Origin of the sequence: Granulicella tundricola MP5ACTX9 (assembly GCF_000178975.2) — a bacterium.
Lineage (GTDB): Bacteria > Acidobacteriota > Terriglobia > Terriglobales > Acidobacteriaceae > Edaphobacter > Edaphobacter tundricola.
The window spans coordinates 3,919,877-3,936,771 of sequence record NC_015064.1 but is presented as its reverse complement, the minus strand read 5'-3'; the positions used below and the strand labels follow the sequence as shown (position 1 = coordinate 3,936,771).

The 16,895-nt window shown below is 58.0% G+C and carries 17 protein-coding genes and 1 tRNA gene; 11 read left to right on the top strand and 7 right to left on the bottom strand.

Going from position 1 to position 16,895, the window contains the following annotated elements:
- Window positions 1-64 precede the first annotated feature (64 nt).
- Window positions 65-343, top strand: coding sequence for an oxidative damage protection protein (locus tag ACIX9_RS17150; RefSeq protein WP_013581756.1), 279 nt, complete (start codon window positions 65-67; stop codon window positions 341-343).
- Between the two features lie 103 nt (window positions 344-446).
- Window positions 447-523 (top strand) — tRNA-Pro (locus ACIX9_RS17145).
- A gap of 116 nt (window positions 524-639) precedes the next feature.
- Here the strand turns inward: ACIX9_RS17145 and ACIX9_RS24950 are convergent.
- The gene (locus ACIX9_RS24950) at window positions 640-1,272 is read right to left on the bottom strand and encodes a nucleotidyltransferase domain-containing protein (protein WP_013581755.1); all 633 of its coding nucleotides are present in this window, start codon (window positions 1,270-1,272) and stop codon (window positions 640-642) included.
- Window positions 1,269-1,682, bottom strand: coding sequence for a hypothetical protein (locus ACIX9_RS17140; RefSeq protein ID WP_041597187.1), 414 nt, complete (start codon window positions 1,680-1,682; stop codon window positions 1,269-1,271). Before ACIX9_RS17140 ends, ACIX9_RS24950 begins: the two co-directional genes overlap by 4 nt.
- Before the next feature lie 526 nt (window positions 1,683-2,208).
- On the opposite strand from ACIX9_RS17140, the gene ACIX9_RS17135 reads away from it, so the two are divergent.
- On the top strand, window positions 2,209-3,168 hold the full coding sequence (locus tag ACIX9_RS17135) for an IS5 family transposase (RefSeq protein WP_041597230.1): 960 nt from the start codon (window positions 2,209-2,211) through the stop codon (window positions 3,166-3,168).
- A gap of 99 nt (window positions 3,169-3,267) precedes the next feature.
- Here ACIX9_RS17135 and ACIX9_RS25980 read toward each other — a convergent pair whose 3' ends face one another.
- The 3 genes from ACIX9_RS25980 to ACIX9_RS17130 all read right to left on the bottom strand — a co-directional run bounded on the left by ACIX9_RS25980 (window position 3,268) and on the right by ACIX9_RS17130 (window position 4,410).
- Window positions 3,268-3,489 (bottom strand): hypothetical protein, encoded by a 222-nt coding sequence (locus tag ACIX9_RS25980; protein ID WP_157477658.1) that lies wholly within the window; start codon window positions 3,487-3,489, stop codon window positions 3,268-3,270.
- A 385-nt stretch (window positions 3,490-3,874) separates the two neighbouring features.
- Window positions 3,875-4,027, bottom strand: coding sequence for a hypothetical protein (locus ACIX9_RS25975; protein WP_013581754.1), 153 nt, complete (start codon window positions 4,025-4,027; stop codon window positions 3,875-3,877).
- 119 nt (window positions 4,028-4,146) lie between these two features.
- Entirely contained in the window at window positions 4,147-4,410 is a 264-nt protein-coding gene (locus ACIX9_RS17130; RefSeq protein ID WP_157477656.1) for a hypothetical protein, read from the bottom strand.
- A 396-nt stretch (window positions 4,411-4,806) separates the two neighbouring features.
- Between ACIX9_RS17130 and ACIX9_RS24040 the strand changes: the two genes are divergently transcribed.
- From ACIX9_RS24040 to ACIX9_RS17115, 3 genes are all read left to right on the top strand, one after another.
- Window positions 4,807-5,370, top strand: coding sequence for a hypothetical protein (locus tag ACIX9_RS24040; protein ID WP_049789371.1), 564 nt, complete (start codon window positions 4,807-4,809; stop codon window positions 5,368-5,370).
- Window positions 5,367-5,615, top strand: a complete 249-nt coding sequence (locus ACIX9_RS17120; RefSeq protein ID WP_041597186.1) for a hypothetical protein — start codon at window positions 5,367-5,369, stop codon at window positions 5,613-5,615. The genes ACIX9_RS24040 and ACIX9_RS17120 overlap by 4 nt, the downstream gene beginning before the upstream one ends.
- 67 nt (window positions 5,616-5,682) lie before the next feature.
- Window positions 5,683-6,912, top strand: a complete 1,230-nt coding sequence (locus ACIX9_RS17115) for a hypothetical protein (RefSeq protein ID WP_013581752.1) — start codon at window positions 5,683-5,685, stop codon at window positions 6,910-6,912.
- On the opposite strand, the gene purD is transcribed toward ACIX9_RS17115, so the two are convergent.
- On the bottom strand, window positions 6,909-8,198 hold the full coding sequence (gene purD / locus ACIX9_RS17110) for a phosphoribosylamine--glycine ligase (RefSeq protein ID WP_013581751.1): 1,290 nt from the start codon (window positions 8,196-8,198) through the stop codon (window positions 6,909-6,911). The genes ACIX9_RS17115 and purD overlap by 4 nt on opposite strands.
- A gap of 2 nt (window positions 8,199-8,200) precedes the next feature.
- The gene (locus ACIX9_RS17105; RefSeq protein ID WP_013581750.1) at window positions 8,201-8,743 is read right to left on the bottom strand and encodes a metal-dependent transcriptional regulator; all 543 of its coding nucleotides are present in this window, start codon (window positions 8,741-8,743) and stop codon (window positions 8,201-8,203) included.
- A gap of 47 nt (window positions 8,744-8,790) precedes the next feature.
- Here ACIX9_RS17105 and ACIX9_RS17100 point away from each other — a divergent pair, with 47 nt between their 5' ends.
- The 5 genes from ACIX9_RS17100 to ACIX9_RS17080 all read left to right on the top strand — a co-directional run bounded on the left by ACIX9_RS17100 (window position 8,791) and on the right by ACIX9_RS17080 (window position 16,884).
- Window positions 8,791-10,143: an Nramp family divalent metal transporter gene (locus tag ACIX9_RS17100; RefSeq protein WP_013581749.1), complete on the top strand. Its 1,353-nt coding sequence runs from the start codon at window positions 8,791-8,793 to the stop codon at window positions 10,141-10,143.
- Between the two features lie 393 nt (window positions 10,144-10,536).
- A complete protein-coding gene (locus ACIX9_RS17095) occupies window positions 10,537-10,722 on the top strand; it encodes a hypothetical protein (RefSeq protein WP_013581746.1) in 186 nt (61 codons plus the stop codon).
- Window positions 10,723-10,803: 81 nt separating this feature from the next.
- Window positions 10,804-11,691, top strand: coding sequence for a hypothetical protein (locus ACIX9_RS17090; protein WP_013581745.1), 888 nt, complete (start codon window positions 10,804-10,806; stop codon window positions 11,689-11,691).
- 406 nt (window positions 11,692-12,097) lie between these two features.
- On the top strand, window positions 12,098-15,859 hold the full coding sequence (locus tag ACIX9_RS17085) for a TonB-dependent receptor (RefSeq protein ID WP_013581744.1): 3,762 nt from the start codon (window positions 12,098-12,100) through the stop codon (window positions 15,857-15,859).
- A 143-nt stretch (window positions 15,860-16,002) separates the two neighbouring features.
- Window positions 16,003-16,884, top strand: a complete 882-nt coding sequence (locus tag ACIX9_RS17080) for an STAS domain-containing protein (protein ID WP_013581743.1) — start codon at window positions 16,003-16,005, stop codon at window positions 16,882-16,884.
- Window positions 16,885-16,895: the final 11 nt, after the last annotated feature.

The following is a 16,895-nucleotide window of genomic DNA, read 5'->3' as shown; positions in this document are numbered from 1 at the left end:
TCCGTGCCCTCTGTGATTCGCTGTCCCACCGCCATTTACAATACTCAAAGGAGATTCCCCAACAATGCCCCACATGGTTTTTTGCAGCAAATACAAAGCAGAGCTGGAAGGCCTGGACGAGCCACCCTTCGACTCAGACTTCGGTCAGAAGATCTACAAAAACGTCAGCAAAAAGGCATGGGGCGAGTGGGTCGAGCGCCAGAAGATGCTCCTCAACGAGTACCGCCTCCAGCCCTGGACCGCGGAAGCCCAGTCCTTCCTCGTCGAGCAGATGAACGGCTTCTTCTTCAACGAGGGCGAAGGCGGCGAGCTCCCCAAGGAATTCGTCCCTCCCACCCACTAAACACTCCCTAAACGATCAACGAACGCCGGGATGGGGCGTTTTCTGTTGTAAACTGGTGACACCCCACGCGTCTGGCTGTAGGCAGAGGCGTTATGCAACAAGTCGGGACGTGGCTCAGCCTGGTAGAGCGCACCCTTGGGGTGGGTGAGGTCGCTAGTTCGAATCTAGTCGTCCCGACCAATTTCCAACGCATTGAGAGACGTGGATCGATCAAGCGCGCGCCCATTGCTTTAGCCTAAATGCTACGGCATAGACAAAAGTGGAACATAAAAGAGTGTCTAAGCAAACATAGCTTTCTATTTAATGGAATCATAGAGTTCCGGTTCTAGGAAAGATGTGTCACTTAATGCCAATCTTTTTGCGATTGAGAAAACTCTTAATTCTTCACTAACTCTTGTATTTGGAGAAGACCACAGTTGATCTAGGATTTTCGTTGGTGGGACAGGGTGCTTCGCGACCAATATCGATAACCGTTGCAATTCTCGCCTTACCTTGAGGCTGTATTTCTTCTTAGAAGATCCATTAAGAGCCATCCAATGCTTATTCAAAGATCTTGAATAAGCATTTATTCTATTTTCTTTCTTGGTGATTGCAACCAAAGATTGGGTTACATCTTTCAACCAATCATGTTCTCCGGTGAGAGGGACTCCAAACTCTTTTATATGGGAAGCTAGTTCGCTGCCTAGCCACAAGGGCAGCCGAACATCCTCTTTTCTCAAAACCAAAAGATCGATGGCCTTACTTTTAAGGTGTTTACGTTCGTTGCCAATGCAAAATATGTCAAGATCCGACGCCGAAGTGGAAAGCCCAGCAGCGTACGAACCAAAAACGATTATCTCTTCACAATTCTGAAGAAGCCGTCTGACTTCTTCAGAAGAAGTCTGTAGGCGATTTTGCATAACCGCAGCGAGACTCTGTGCAGCGATCATTTAGCTAGCCTTTCTTCGATAACAGTGATGATGCTGTCGAGATAAGATTGTGCAAGCTTCAGATTTTCCCCAAAGAGTTCCCCAGAATACCCATTTATGCAGTCCTCAAAGTTGACTGCCAAACTGACCAAGTCATCTCCAGATGAAAGAATTAAAGTAAATAATTCAGATATCGAGGATGGTTCGTCATTGATATCGCATGTTTCCGCTACAGTTGATACCAAGGCGGAGACTGCAATTTCAACGTCTTCTGACTCGATGCTCGATTCTGGCAAATCGATTTCTCCATCTTCATCGATCTTTCCCACTAATTGATATGCTGCAGGCAGGAGGTCGCTGATACCTCTAAGTTCTTCAAGGATCAGTCGAAGAGTTTTTATAGCATGCCGATTTGTTTTGTCCGATTTCACTGAATTCCTTGGTGTCTAAGCAGCGTGGGATTACTTGAAAAGTTGCCTTGTGTCGCAATGCTCACCACAGACATGCTTTTGTAGATTTGGTGACGCCGGCTCTATGACGATATGCTGCGCTGTAGGTTGCCCTGGAACTATCGGGATAATGAAGGGAAGCCAAGCCGCATATATAAGTCCCAAATAAAACAACCCGTCGGCGCTCTCGGCTATTCGGAACTGTTTGTTGAACCGGAGTCGGCGCTTTTCTAAGAAACGCGACTTAAACTTATATGAGATCAGGGCAGATGGAGATTTCATGCTCAATAATGTTCTTGCTATGTTAGGAGACGAGAAATAGCTTTTGGGGTGGTTTTTTTGTCGTCGCTCGTCAATACGAACTTCTATTGCTCTTGCCCGTGTCCCGAAGATGCGTTGCAGCAAGACTTGTTCACGTTCAAACCAGAAAAAGAAGCCTAGGGAAACTCTGCACAAGTTCTGCGTCCGCGGCCTGATGGATTAATCTGATGGTTAGGGGTGGATGGCGATGAAGCAGCAGACGTTTGCGTCCCAGTCGATCTTTGAGAAGTATGGGCGGAAGTCTCGGCGGGAGCTGTTTTTGGATGAGATGGAAGTGGTTGTTCCGTGGCCCGAGTTACAGGCTCTGGTCGAACCGCACTACCCGAAGGCCGGCAACGGCCGTCGTCCTGTCGGGCTTGCGATCATGCTTCGGACGTACTTTATGCAACAGTGGTTCAACTTGTCCGACCCCGGCGTCGAAGAGGCGTTTTATGAGTCCTTCACGCTGCGGCGGTTCGCTGGTGTTGACCTGGGCGTGGCTCCGGCACCGGATGAAACGACAGTGCTGCGCTTCCGCCACCTGCTCGAAAAGCATGACCTTGGCGGTGCCATGCTCGACGCGGTGAACCTGCATCTGGCGGCCAGGGGCATCCGCATCGAGACCGGCACGATCGTGGATGCGACCATTATTCATGCGCCTTCTTCGACCAAGAACGAGAAGAAAGAGCGTGATCCGGCGATGCGTCAGACTCGTAAGGGCAAGCAGTGGTACTTCGGACTGAAGGCGCACATCGGCGTTGATGCAAAAGAAGGTCACGTGCACTCAGTGGCAACGTCGGCGGCCAACGTCTCCGACGTACACATGCTGCCGGATCTGCTACATGGGGAGGAGCGCAAGGTGTGGGGCGACGGCGGCTATCAAGGCCAGACCAAGGCCATCCGGCAGGCCGCGCCCAAGGCCCAGGACATGACCTGCAAGCGAACCAGGTTCAAGAACTATGTCGATGAAGCGGCAAAGAAGAAGAATACGACGAAATCAAAAGTAAGAGCGAAAGTAGAACACGTCTTCCGTATCCTGAAGCGCGTCTTCGGCTTCGACAAGGTACGCTACAGAGGCATCGCCAAGAACCATCACCGGCTATGCGCCAACTTCGCCCTCATCAACCTCTACCTCCACCGCAAGCACCTGGCGGGAACCGCCGCCTAGCGCCGGGAGACGGGCTATGAGTCTTCGACTCCGCACAAACCCCAGCCAGAACAAGCAAAGCACGGCCCCCCCGCAGAAAAACTTGGCCGCCGACTCAAGTCACACACCGACATCGTCAAATCGGCCGCCTGCGCAGAGGCTCCCTAGAAGAATACTCAGTGCGAGCGTAATGGTGATAGGACTTGGTCCTTTTCCCGTCGAAACAGCTACAAGACCACCTCCTAGAGCGGTGGCGGAAAATCCTTTGATCGTTACCCGGAACGCACCGATCTTGTCGATTTTGTCTTGAAGAATCTTGTACTCATCTCCTAAACGATCCAAGCCCCAAGACCTCCTTGTGGTCTACCTTACGCTCTGGGTGGTCATCTGCCTATATCGAACATTATTTCATTTGTCCAACGAACTCCGCCTGTTCACTCATTTTAAGTCATCAGCAAACTCATCATTGGACCGGTGGCCCGGTCATCGCACGTTGCTCGATGAGGCACAAGCCCGTGCCCATTCATCATGGTCTCACGGTAATGAGTGGCCCTAACAACGGCTGTCAACGAGGCGGCCTTACGGGGTACATTCACATCAACGGGGCCTAGCCTCGCCCGACCTCATCTTCGTCTACGGCACACTCCATCCGATCACGCCCCAGCGAGATCGCGGACATCGTCCGCGCCATAAAGTCGATCGGCAAAGCTTCACTCCGAGGAACCCGCTACGAACTCGGCGAGTACCCAGCCGTCCAGCTCGGCTCAAGAGCCACCTGAACCGTGCGCGGCGAGGTCTCCCTCCGCCCCACAAACCCGAAAGACCCGGCGGGCACCCACTCATTGTCTTCGCCCAGGACCATCACAAACCGGTGCCCCATTCATCACAGTCTCATCCTGGTGAGTGCGTCTTAGCCACCGCTGTGAACGAGCCACCTTCTCCAAGCCTCAAAACTTCGGGGCACTCACCCCTCACGCCTTCCCGACCATCACTCCAGAACTAGACGAAATTACCCAACCAGAAGAATGCGGACGAAGTTGCCTTCTCGCTCTTCTGCCACCGGCACTCCAGAAAATCCCGCAGATAGAAGCTCAGGTCCGCGCGCCCTTCCAACCCCAGGAATGTGCCGAACCCCACAGATACCGCAGTCGGAGCTTCATAGGACAGATCGGCCACCATTCCCAAATCAGGAAAGCCCCACCAACAAACCGAAAGAAATCTTTCAAAAACACCCTCAAAAACACCAGCAAATTCACGTGTCAAGCCCCAAAACGACCTAACTCTTTCATTCCAAAGGAAATAAAGATGGGGTATTCACCCACCCCAAACGCGTACAATTAAAGCAGGAGATCAGGGTGAAAATCTCCTCAACTCGGCATATAAGTCATTTGATATGAATACTTTGCGCCTAAGTCTTTGCGAATGAATGCTTTGCAAACCTGGTCCAGACCTAAACCGAATAGAATGAATACTTTAGAACAAACCGCCGGGGGTGGGGGATACCCTCATCTGCAAGCGAAACACACCGCAGGAAGAAACCCAGCGGCCCCCGCTCGCATCGCAGTCCACAGCCTCACCTGAACCCTTGATCACGACCCTGCCTCCTCTCGTTGACTCAGCACTCGATCCGCAGCCAACCCAGAACTACCAGGAGCAGTCGTGAACGTGAAGACGCTAGCCCTAGCCGCACTCGTCTCCCTCCCCCTCGCCGCCTCCGCCCAGCAGACGATCGCCACCCTCGACCTGCCCGAAGCCCCCGGCACCGGCGCAGCCGCCCATTTTCAAGCCGAACCGACCGTCCTCCGCAACACCCGCCCCTTCTCCAGCCTCGCCGTCGCGGTCAAGATCGGCGTCGCAGGCATCGGCTTCGACGTCGCCACCCCCCTCTCCACCCGCTTCAACCTCCGCGCCGGCGCCAGCTTCTTCGGCTACCAGACCAACTTCACCACCGACGGCATCCCCATCGACGGCAACCTCAAGCTCCGCAACGCCGCCGCCAGCGTGGACTGGTACCCATTCCACGGCTCGTTCCGCATCAGCTCCGGCATCACCCTCTATAACGACAACAACATCGCCGCCACCATCCTGGTCCCGGCGGCCAGACCATCACCCTCAACGACACCGACTACACCTCAGACCCCACCAACCCCATCCACGGAAACGCCGCCCTCAAATTCGGCAACAAGGTCGCCCCCCGCATCACGGTCGGCTTCGGCAACATGATCCCCCGCAGCAACAAGCATTGGAGCTTCCCGTTCGAGGTCGGCTTCCAGTACATCGCAGAGCCCACCGTTGTCCTGAACCTCACCGGCAGTGCCTGCTCCGCGGACGGCTGCGGCTCCATCGACACCGACCCCGAGACCCAGGCCAACATCGTGGCAGAGCGCAAGGAGCTCTCAGACGACCTGGCCCCTCTGCGCTTCTACCCCATCCTGTCCACCGGAGTCAGCTATCGATTTGGCCGCTAAGTGCCGTATTTCAGCGAGGGGCGGCGATCAGCGTAAAATCGCTCTCACACCGCTACTTCGGATAAACATGAAGACATCTGCTCGCTTGCTGCTGTGCGTTCTCGCTCTCGCCTTGCCTGTCCGGGCCTTTGCCGCTGCTGATCGAAACCGGCCTGACAGCCCGCCTGAGGTCGTTCACACCTCGACCGGCCTGACGGAGACCGGCATCCTGAATGGCGCATCCTACCGCATCGATATCCCCAGCAACTGGAACCACTCGCTGGTCGTGTACTACCACGGCTACTCGGAGGGTGTGTTCCTGTATCGAGCCACGGCCCCGCTCAACGAGCAGACCCAACCCCTCTACGATCGCGGCTACGCCCTCATCCAGTCGGCCTATTCGACCGCCGGCTGGGCCCTCGCCGAGGCCTACCCCGAGACCGAACAGCTACGCCAGTACTTCATCAAGCACTACGGTCAGCCTGCCACCGGCAAGGCCGCGGCCAAGAGCATGGAGACCATCGTCGCCGGCGGCTCCATGGGCGGCGCGCTGGTGGTGGCGACGCTTGAACTCAACCCCAAGCCGTACGTAGGCGGCCTGGATATCTGCGGCTCTGTCGGCCCCACGGACCTTGCCTTTCAACGCCGATTCGCCTGGCGCGCTGCCTTCGACTTTTACTTCCCGGGCCTGCTGCCGCCGGTAGTCATCACCCCGCTCGAGTTCCATGAGAGTACTGCACTCCGTCAGCGCATTGAAGCCGCGCTGACCGCCGCGCCCGCCTCCGCCGCAGCCATGCGTAACCTGATGGGCCTGCACACAGACCGCGAGGTCGCCATCGCAATCCCTTACTTCACCTACGTGATCGGGGACATCCAGCACCGCGCTGGCGGCAACGCCTTCGACAACCGTAACTTCCTCTACACCGGCACGAACCCGTCCACCACAACCACCGACAACGCCCTCAACGACGGAGTAAAGCGCTACTCAGCAGACCCCCACGCTCGCGAGTATCTGCTCCACCACTACACGCCCACCGGCCGACTGAACAAGCCGATGGTCGCACTCCACACCACCTATGACCCCCGTATTCCGGGCAGCACGCTGACTGTGTACGCCGAGCAGGTTGCCGTCGCCGGCTTTTCACAGAATCTCGTCCAGCAGTACGTCCATCGCGACGGTCACTGCACCTTTACGGCGGACGAGGTGGGCCGTACCTTCGACGAGCTGATGACCTGGGTCCACACCGGTCGCCGACCCACCCCTGGCCTGCTGCCCGCCACCATAGCAAGAGATCAGCAGAAGGAACTGCCCCGCTAGCTGCGGGACAGATCCTTCAACGCCCGCCAGCCGATATCGCGGCGGAACTGCATCCCTTCAAACTGCAGAACCTCCAGCGCGGCGTAGCAACGGCCCAGAGCCTCCCGGAGATCGTTCCCCGCAGCCGACACCCCAAGAACACGTCCTCCGGCTGTAACGATCTCTTCCTCGCTCTTCGCCGTGCCCGCGTGGAAGACATGCACCTCACCCCTCACCAGATCCAGCCCATGGATGGCGTAGCCCGAAACGATCTTGCCCGGGTACCCCCCGCTGGCCGCGATCACGCACGCAGAGGCTCCCGGCCTCAGCCGCACGGCAATCTGGTCGATCCGCCCATCCACCGCAGCTTCGATGATGTCCAGAAGCTCCGTCTCCAGCCGCAGCATCATCGCCTCGGTCTCCGGATCGCCAAAGCGCGTGTTGAACTCCAGCACCTTCGGCCCGTCCGGCGTCAACATGATGCCGCAGAACAGCACGCCAGAGAAGGGCGAACCCTCCTTTGCCATGCCGTCGACAACCCGCTGCGCCACATGCTCCAGCAGCCACGCCGACATCTCCGACGTAATTAGATCGTCAGTCGAGTAAGCTCCCATGCCACCCGTATTCGGGCCCGTGTCGCCTTCGCCGATACGCTTATGATCCTGTGCCGTGGCCAAGGTTACGGCCTTCCGGCCATCGCAGATGGCAAAGAACGAGATCTCCGGGCCGGTCAGCGTCTCCTCGATCACAACGCTCTCGGCCCGCTCACCCAGCAAGCCGCCCGAAAACATCTCGGCTGCCGCGCTGACCGCTTCGCCATGCGAGTCGCACATGACAACGCCCTTGCCAGCCGCCAGCCCATCGGCCTTAACCACGACGCTCGCGCCAAAGCCTGACCCTTCCGCCGCCAGAATCTGCTCGACCTGCTCCTTCGTGGTGCAGACCGCGTAGGCTGCCGTTGGAATCTCCCAGCGCTGCATGAAGTCCTTGGCAAAACCCTTGCTCGTCTCCAGTTGCGCGGCCTTCTTCGTCGGACCAAAGACCCGGATGCCGCGGTCCACGAGCGCGTCAACGATGCCCTCCGCAAGCGGTACCTCCGGTCCGACGATCACCAGATCCGGCACCTCCGCCTCAACAACCTGCAGCATCGAAGCCAGGTTGTTCATCTCAGCAGGCACGCAACGCGCCACAGCCGCAATCCCGCCATTCCCCGGAGCACACACAATCTCGCTCACGCGGGAGCTCTTCCGCAACGCCCAGATGAGCGCGTGCTCTCTTCCGCCACCGCCAAAAACCAGAATCTTCATCTCTAAAAGCTAGCACTGCTCTGTGACTGGAGTTCGGGAAGCCCGCAACGGCACGTCACGCCGTGGAAATCCGGCATCGTGCCGTCGAGCGCCGGGATGCAGTGGCCATGTGGATCGGTCTGCGGATTCCCAAGCTTGGCCGCGACCCGTTCCTCAAATCTCTCCGAGATAAAGTGCTCCAGCCGCTCCGCCTCGTCGTGCAACTCCTCGATCGGATAGTGCAGCACCTCATACAGGAAAGTCTCGACCAGCCGATGATGGCGAACGATCTCCAGCGCCCGCCGTCGGCCGGAGCCAGACAGCCGAACCCCGTAGCCGCGTTCATATACCACCATCGTGTCCGCCTCGGCCGCCAGCTTCTGCAGCATATTGGTGATGGAGGCAGGTGCGACACACAGTCTCGCTGCCAGTTCCGAGCTGCCCACCTGCCGCTGCTCTTCTCCGCCCAGCGTGTAGATCGCCTTCAGATAATCGTCCACCGACTCGCGGATCCTCTCTTTGGACCGGCGAGGGGGATGCGTTGCGGAATGTACGCGCTTGTTCATAACCTTATTTTAGGTTAGCCTAAGTAATGTTTAGGTATACCTAATTTATGAATGAGTCTTCCACAGCTTCGACCCCGCGCCGCCACGAGATGTGGAAGTTCTTCGGCCCGGCCTTCGTCGCGTCGGTCGCTTACATCGACCCCGGAAACTTTGCCACCAACATACAGGGCGGCACTCAGTTCGGCTATCGCCTTCTCTGGGTGCTGCTGTGGTCGAACGCCATGGCCATCCTGGTCCAGTACCTCTCGGCCAAGCTCGGCATCGTAACCGGCCTCACGCTTCCCCAGAACTGCCGCAAATACTTCAGCAGGCCAACAACGATCTGCCTCTGGGCAGCGGCCGAGATAGCCGCTATCGCCACGGATCTGGCCGAGTTCCTGGGAGCCGCCATCGGCCTCGACCTCCTGTTTGGCCCCTTGCTGTACGCGCACGGCTTCAGCCCACAGGCCACGCTGCTCATCGCCGCCCTGGTGACCACCGTCGCCGTCTTCGGGATTCTCGCTCTTGAACTCGCCGGCCATCTCTGGCTGGAGCGCGGCATCATCGGACTGGTCGCCGTCATCGGCCTCTGCTACGGCTTTGAGGTGGTCCTGGTCCATCCGGACTGGCACCGCGCCTTCCTGGCTACGATCCTTCCGTCACTCGACCGATCCAGCCCCAAGGCACTGCACGATTCCATCTATGCCGCCGTCGCCATGCTCGGCGCAACCGTCATGCCGCACGTCGTCTATCTCCATTCGGCCTTGGTTCAGCCCCGCCTGAAGCAATTAACTGGCTCGGACGTTCCGTCGAACCTTCGGGTCCAGGCTCAGACCGGAGAAGCTTCCCGTAGCCGCGAAACCAGGGAGATTCTCAGCCGATTTCTGCACTTTGAGCTCATCGATGTCTTCTTTGCAATGAACGGAGCTTGGTTGATCAACTCCGCCATGATCCTGATGGCAGCCGTCGCCTTCGCCCACACGGGAAATCTGCAACCCACCATTCAGGACGCCTACCGAACGCTCGGACCGCTCTTCGGCCGGTCGGCGGCCATCATCTTTGCCGTCGCGCTGCTGTGTTCCGGTCTTTCGTCGTCAACCGTTGGCGTGATGGCCGGGCAGGTCATCATCGAAGGCTTCCTGGACATCAAGTTCCCAATCCTGCTTCGCCGTCTGGTCACGATCATCCCCGCCCTGCTGGTGATCGGCATCGGACTGGACCCTTTGAAGATCCTCGTCCTCTCGCAGGTTGTGCTCAGCTTTGCCCTGCCCTTTGCCCTCATTCCGCTGCTCCTGCTGACCAACCGTGTCTCCGTCATGGAGACCTTCGTCAGCTCGACGCGAACGCGTATCGCAGGGTGGATCGTGGTGGTGATTATCCTGGCGCTGAATGGGCTTCTGTTATCCCAGATTGGGCTCTAGTGCGGTCCAAATCGCCTTCCGCACGAAAAAAGTCTCGTTTTGGATTGCAGGAACAAGTGTAAATCTGTGGAAAAGCAGCTCGAAATAGCGCCAAAGTAAGAATGTTCCAACCACCATCTGACCTACTTCGTGATGATGGCTTCCATTCGCTCTGAGCCGGGTGACTCAGTCAAGGTCAATCGTTTGTTGGAGGTAGCCCGAAACGGGAAAGCAATCCTACTTTCGTGGATGAACCTCATTGTTACCTCAGTAATAAGAGGCTAGTTAGTATTTTCGTATGTAACTCATTTCAATAGACTTATCTCATTTTACATTCTATGGTTTGTCTATTGAGTTTGTCGATAGCAACTTCGACAACCCCATACCACTTTAGAACCATACAGGAGCCCCACAATGAAGATGATCGTCCGTACCCTCGCCCTCGCCCTCCTCGTCACCGGTGCAGTCGCTTCCGCCAACGCCAACACCACAAGCTCCTCCAAGAGCATCGTCTCCTCCCGCACCAGCGCGATGCCCGTCCCCACCTGCCCCCCCGATGATCCCAACGGCTGCGGCATCGGTGCATTCAGCGGAAAGTAACCTTCCCTCTCACCTGCCGTAAAAGAATCTTCTAGCCGCCACCCCCTCCATGCGTTATTCTGTTGGCGTGGAGGGGCTCCGTTGACGAAGACTGCAATTATCGATCTCATCAGCTATGTTGAGCCGCTCGCGTGTCTGGCTGCATTGATTCTTATGCAGCGCCGTCGCCAGATTGTTCACTTCAAGTATCTGTCGGGCTTTCTTTTGACCCGGATACTTTCGATTGTGATCATGCTTCCACTCCTTCATCGTCTTGGTGGACGCATATCCATCCACGCTTCCTACCTCTCTTATTTCTTCGTTTACTGGATCAGCTATGCCATTGAGGCCATGTTGGGCCTCGGAATGGTCTACGACGTCTACAAGCTGGCGATGGCCCCTCTGCGTGGCCTCCAGACCTTAGGCATGGTGATGTTCCGCTGGGCAACGGCAATCGCCGTTGCGGTCGCGATCGGCATGGCCTTCGGTCCCAATGTCTCAAGTCACGGATTCCTTGTGCGGGCAGTAACTCAGTTGCAGCAGACTCAAAGCATTCTCACCCTATGCCTGCTGCTCTTCGTCGCTCTCGCCATCCGCCCAATGGGTCTCTCCTTCAAAAGCAAGATCTTCGGTGTGAGCCTGGGTCTGGGCATCCTGGCATCCATGAATCTCATTGGTTCCGCGTGGATATCGCAAGCCCCGTCGATGAGTTCGACCTTCAATCTCATCAACAGCATCATGTTCTGCATCGTCATCTCCACCTGGATGACCTACTTCGCACTACCAGAACCCAAGCGCCGCATGATCGTCCTTCCGACGACCTCGCCCTTCCTGCGCTGGAATCAGATCTCCATGGCGCTCGGTGACGAGCCGGGTTTTGTCGCGGTAGGCGGTATCCACCCGGATATGTTCGCCCCGGCTGAAGTTGAGATCATGCGCCGCGCCTCCAAGAAGATGGAGCCACTGGCTCTTCGCGAAACCCAAGCCTAACTCACACCTGAGCCTTCCGATTCCTCCGCTGTGCCAGCCTCCAAGGTCTGCGCCTTCACGAGGAATTGCGTTTTAAAGCTTAGCGCGACCGCCCGATCCTCCTAATCGGTCAGACCGCCTCATCATCCTCAAGCCCCCAACCTACACGAGAGCAGAGCTGCTGTGGTGGCCATGTAAGCCGTCCTACAGCGTGTTTCAACTCTGATTGTTCCCAGAATCAATCATTTATCCCCACTTCAATCCAGACCGCAAAAATTCGTAAGGATTTACTTGACAGGCGTTATTCGTTTAGCAGAAAGTTGCAAACGCACTCAGTGGTCAGACCTTTACGGGCCCAACAATGAGAGCGCAACTCCTATGCGCCATGGCAATTCGTTCCATTCATCACCATTCGTGAGGCATCAAGATGACGTTAGATTCTTTCAATCCGCAGAACCCCCGTGCGCCCCGCCGCACGCGCCGCATCCATGGCCTCTTCCTCGCCGTCGCCGCCGTGGCATTGATGATCACCGCAGTCGCCAGCGCCCAGCTTGCTGGTAAGGGCGCGCTCCGCGGCTCAGTGACAGACTCAACCGGCGCGGCAGTTCCTGGCGCCACCATCGTCGTCACCAACATCGCCACCAACACCAAACAGACGCTCGTCTCCACCAGTGCCGGTGACTACGAGGTCTCGCTCGATCCCGGCAAGTACACCGTCACGGTGACGCTCGCCGGATTCAAGAGCTTTGTCCAGCAGAACATTCAGGTCGACGCCCTCCAGACCTTCGGCGTCAACGCCCAGCTCCAGACCGGTGACGTCAGCGAGACGATCACCGTCACCGACGCGCCGCCCACCCTCGAGACCTCCAACGCCACCCTCGGCGTCACGCTTGAGCAGGAGCAGTACTCCAACCTGCCCATCATCCAGGATGGCGGCGGCCAGCGCCGCGCCACCGACCTCGCCTCCCTGCTCCCCGGCGTCTCGGCCAACGTCAGCAACGGCAACCTCACCACCAACGCAGGTATCGTCAACGGCGGCGGAAGCCGCGGTGCGACGTCCTCCATCTACATCAACGGCGTGCCCATTACCTCGGTCGCCGGAGAAGGCGATCCCCGTTTCGTATGGACCTCCCTCGCTGTTGATTCCATCGATCAGCTCCAGGTGCAGACTATCGGCTACTCGGCCATTTATGAGGGCCAGGGCGTTCAGAACTACGTCGTCAAGAGCGGCTCGAACAAGCTTCATGGCGTGGTATACGACTACTTCCGCAACACCGCGCTCGATACCTGGGGCTTCCTCGCCAAGTACAGCCCCAACCTCCCCGCCACCAAGCCGGTCGAGCACCAGAATGAGTACGGCGCCTTCTTCGGCTTCCCCATCATCAAGGACAAGCTCTTCGTCTTCGGTGGTTATGAAGGCTACCGCTACTCTCGCCTGGTTCCCCAGCAGCAGGAGACGATCCCCACCCTGCTCCAGCGCACCGGTGACTTCACCGAGTCTGCCGCGAACCCTATCTACGATCCAAACTCGACGCAGTTCTTCGCCGCCTGCCCCACGAACACCAAGGTTTCCTGCTATCAGCGCACTCCGTTCATGGGCGTGAAGAACGGTATCCCGACCGCCAACGTTATCCCCACCGGACGGCTCTCACCGGTTGCCCTCAATCTGGAGAAGTACCTGCCCATCCCCACCACGGGCGACCTTGCTAACAACTACGTGGTCAACTACCACACCGGTCTAAACAACTGGAGCACCGCCAACCGCATTGACTATCACGTCAGTGAGCGACAGAGCATCTCCGGCGTCATTGCCTTCGGACGCCAGTCCACCACCGCTCCTTCGGCGGTCGTCGTAAGCTCCGGCACCACCACCAACGGACTGCCGCCACCGTACATCTCCACCCAGCAGTTCGCACCCAAGACCAAGGTGCTGCTCTTTGAGCACGACTACACCTTCACCCCGAAGGTCATCAACCAGTTCAAATACGGTTACGGCCGCTACGACGGACCAGGCTACAACCAAGATGAAGGCAACGGCTTCGGTGCCGCAGCCAACGGCATCACCGGACTGCCCGCAGGCCAGGCCTCGGACTCCTTCCCAACCGTCACCTTCAGCGGAAACACCAACATCAACCGTTGGGCAGGCTACTCCTCCAACCGTCCCGTCGCGTCCGGTTATGTCGCCGTCGATAACGTCCAGTGGAACCTCGGCAAGCACTCACTCACCATCGGTGGCGAGGTTGCATGGCTTCAGTACAACTACCTCGTCAATGCAACCGGCGTGAACCCGCTGCAGCTCACCTTCAGCAACTCGCTGACGGCCGGCTACACTCCTAGCTCGACGACGCAGGTCACGACCAGCGGAATCGGCTATGCCAGCTTCATGCTCGGCGCGGCCAACTCCGCCTCATTCACTCAGTCGTCAGTTCCTGAGACGGGTGCGCGTTTCCGTCCCATCTCGCCTTATATCCAGGACAACTGGAAGGTCAACTCCAAGCTCACCCTGGATATCGGTCTACGCTACGACTACTACCCCACCTATAAGGAAGTGAAGGACCGCTTCTCGTTCCTCGATCCTAACGCCATCAACCCGCTCACCGGTACCAAGGGCGCGATTGCCTTTGGCGGTACGGGTGTCGGAACGTGTAACTGCCATCAGCCGGTCAACGACTACCTCAAGAACTTCGGCCCTCGTATCGGCATGGCCTTCTCGCCTGACCCCAAGACCGTCTTCCGTGGCAGCTACGCCATCATCTATACCCACGGCAACGACAACGGCGGCAGCGCGTCCTCTCGCCAGGGTTCCGGGCTTGAGGGTTTCAGCGTTACCCCGACAACCACCGTCGTCGATCCTACCGCCGCTCAGACCGGTACCACCTACTACAAACTGGACAATCCTTATCCTAGCTACACGCTGCCACCCACGCTCAATGCAGGGCTTGGCACCTACTACACCACCAACAGCACGCAGTCTCCACAGACCCCAACGTACGCGGACCCTTACTACGGCGGCCGTGCTCCTCAGTTCATCAACTGGTCCTTTGGCTTGCAGCGTGAGATCACCAGCAACATGGCGCTTACCATCAGCTATGTCGGTTCCCAGGGTCACTTCCTACAGCCTGACTCCCTCATCGCGCGCGGTACCGCTTCCAATGCTCTGGATCCGCAGTACCTCGCACTCAACACCAAGCTGAACGATAAGACTTCCACTGCCGCTGGTCTGGCAGACCTGGCCTCTGTCGGCAAGTCGCTTCCGTACGCAACCTTCGGCGGTATTGGAAATCCGGCTGTCTCACAGGCCTTGAAGCCCTTCCCTCAGTACAGCAGCGTGTCAGACTCCTTCGGTTTCGTCGGCAACAGCCGGTATGAAGCCCTGCAGGTCTATCTCACGCAGCGTCTTGCTCACGGCCTGACGTTCATGACCAACTACACCTGGTCGCGTTCGATCGACAACAACGGCACCTTCCGCTCCGGTTATGACATTTCCGCGCAGTTCGCCTCCGACGGCAAATTCCATGCAGCTCGTTCGCTGGATAAGAGCCTCTCGCTTGGCGATCAGCGTCACAAGTTCGTCATCACCGGCGCGTATGACCTCCCGTTCGGCAAGGGAGATCTGGGCGGCGGACACTTCATCACCCGCGCTCTCTTCGGCGGGTACAAGTTGTCCACCATCTTCCAGGCCTTCTCTGGGGCTCCGCTGTCGATCATTCAGAACTCCTGCCCCACCAACCCGGCAATTGCCAACACCAACGCCTGCACCCCGTTCCTCAACCCAGCCTACAGCGGCAACGGCCGCAAGGCTGGCACGCTTCCGTTCACCGCTGCGAACCTGAGCAAGAACATCTATCTTGACTCGAATGCATTTCTCTCCGCCGCAGCTTCTCCCACGTACATGTTCAACACGACGGCTCGCACGGCTCCTTACTCCGGACTGTTCCAGCCGCCCAACTATAAGTTGGACATGAGCATTCGCCGGTCGTTCCCCATCCCAACCGGCGGTCTTCATGACGGCACCCGTCTGACGTTTGAAGCGGATATGTTCAACGTGACCAACCACACGCATTTTGTGTACAGCGCACTGAATGCTCCTCTCACCTCCTTCGGCACAAGCTCCTATGGAACCCTGACCGTCGATACCAACTCCCCCACCAATCGTGCCGTGCAGCTCGCTGCCCGTATCGAGTTCTAACCCCAACAAAGCAAACCAGAACCGCCGCCCAGGGCTACCCTCGGCGGCGGTTTTCTTTGCTAAGATTCAGTTGGTAGACACAGCCGCGAGACTCGTGCGATCAGACTCCGGAGCCTCACCCCAACCAGAATTGAGGAATCACCTTGGCAAAAAGCAGTCTCGCCGCCATTCTCCGCACCCATGAAGCCGCACTCCTGAACGCATGGCTCGCCGAGCCGTCTCAGACCGCCAACATCCGCAACCGCATCAGCGAGGCAGAGCTCCGCAGCCAGTCCCGTGAATTCCTCGAGCTCTTCCAGCAAGCTGTCACCGAAGCCGGCGAACACACCTCCCTGAACACCGGCTTCTCAGACCTCAGCTCTCCTGCCTTCAAGCCTCTCCGTCGCTTCCTGGAGACCGTCTCCGCCAGCCGCACCCAGCTCGGCTTCTCCCCGTCCGAGACCGCGATGTTCGTCTTCTCGTTCAAGCCCGCACTCTTCGCTCACATCCGCACCACGGACCTCGACCCCATCTCCCAGGTCGAAGAGCTCACCCTCGCCTCCAGCCTCCTCGACGGTCTCGGCCTCCTCACCACGGAGGCCCACCAGAAGGTCCGCGAGTCCGTCATCCTGCGCCAGCAGCAGGAGATGATGGAGCTCTCCACACCCGTGGTCAAGCTATGGGACGGCGTCCTCGCCCTGCCCATCATCGGCACGCTCGATAGCTCCCGCGCCCAGACCATCATGGAGTCTCTCCTGGAGCGCATCGTCGCCACCGGCAGTGAGATCGCCATCATTGACATCACCGGCGTCCCCACCGTCGACACCCTCACCGCCCAGCATCTCCTCAAGACCGTCACCGCCGCCCGTCTCATGGGCGCGGAGTGCATCATCTCCGGCATCCGTCCGCAGATCGCCCAGACCATCGTGCATCTCGGCGTAGAGCTTGGCGACGTCATCACCAAGGCCTCGCTCGCCGATGCCTTCAAGATTGCTCTCCAGCGCACCAACTACACCATCGTCAAACGCACCACGTCCACCAAATAGGGAGGATCTGC

Bases quoted from the DNA above. Each gene is read 5' to 3' on its own strand.
- ACIX9_RS17120 (WP_041597186.1), top strand. From the start codon at position 5,367: ATGATCCCCCGCAGCAACAAGCATTGGAGCTTCCCGTTCGAGGTCGGC.
- ACIX9_RS17150 (WP_013581756.1), top strand. From the start codon at position 65: ATGCCCCACATGGTTTTTTGCAGCAAATACAAAGCAGAGCTGGAAGGC.
- purD (WP_013581751.1), bottom strand. From the start codon at position 8,198: ATGAAGATTCTGGTTTTTGGCGGTGGCGGAAGAGAGCACGCGCTCATC.
- ACIX9_RS17115 (WP_013581752.1), top strand. From the start codon at position 5,683: ATGAAGACATCTGCTCGCTTGCTGCTGTGCGTTCTCGCTCTCGCCTTG.
- ACIX9_RS17095 (WP_013581746.1), top strand. From the start codon at position 10,537: ATGAAGATGATCGTCCGTACCCTCGCCCTCGCCCTCCTCGTCACCGGT.
- ACIX9_RS17105 (WP_013581750.1), bottom strand. From the start codon at position 8,743: ATGAACAAGCGCGTACATTCCGCAACGCATCCCCCTCGCCGGTCCAAA.
- ACIX9_RS17100 (WP_013581749.1), top strand. From the start codon at position 8,791: ATGAATGAGTCTTCCACAGCTTCGACCCCGCGCCGCCACGAGATGTGG.
- ACIX9_RS24950 (WP_013581755.1), bottom strand. From the start codon at position 1,272: ATGATCGCTGCACAGAGTCTCGCTGCGGTTATGCAAAATCGCCTACAG.
- ACIX9_RS25975 (WP_013581754.1), bottom strand. From the start codon at position 4,027: ATGGGGCACCGGTTTGTGATGGTCCTGGGCGAAGACAATGAGTGGGTG.
- ACIX9_RS17135 (WP_041597230.1), top strand. From the start codon at position 2,209: ATGAAGCAGCAGACGTTTGCGTCCCAGTCGATCTTTGAGAAGTATGGG.
- ACIX9_RS17085 (WP_013581744.1), top strand. From the start codon at position 12,098: ATGACGTTAGATTCTTTCAATCCGCAGAACCCCCGTGCGCCCCGCCGC.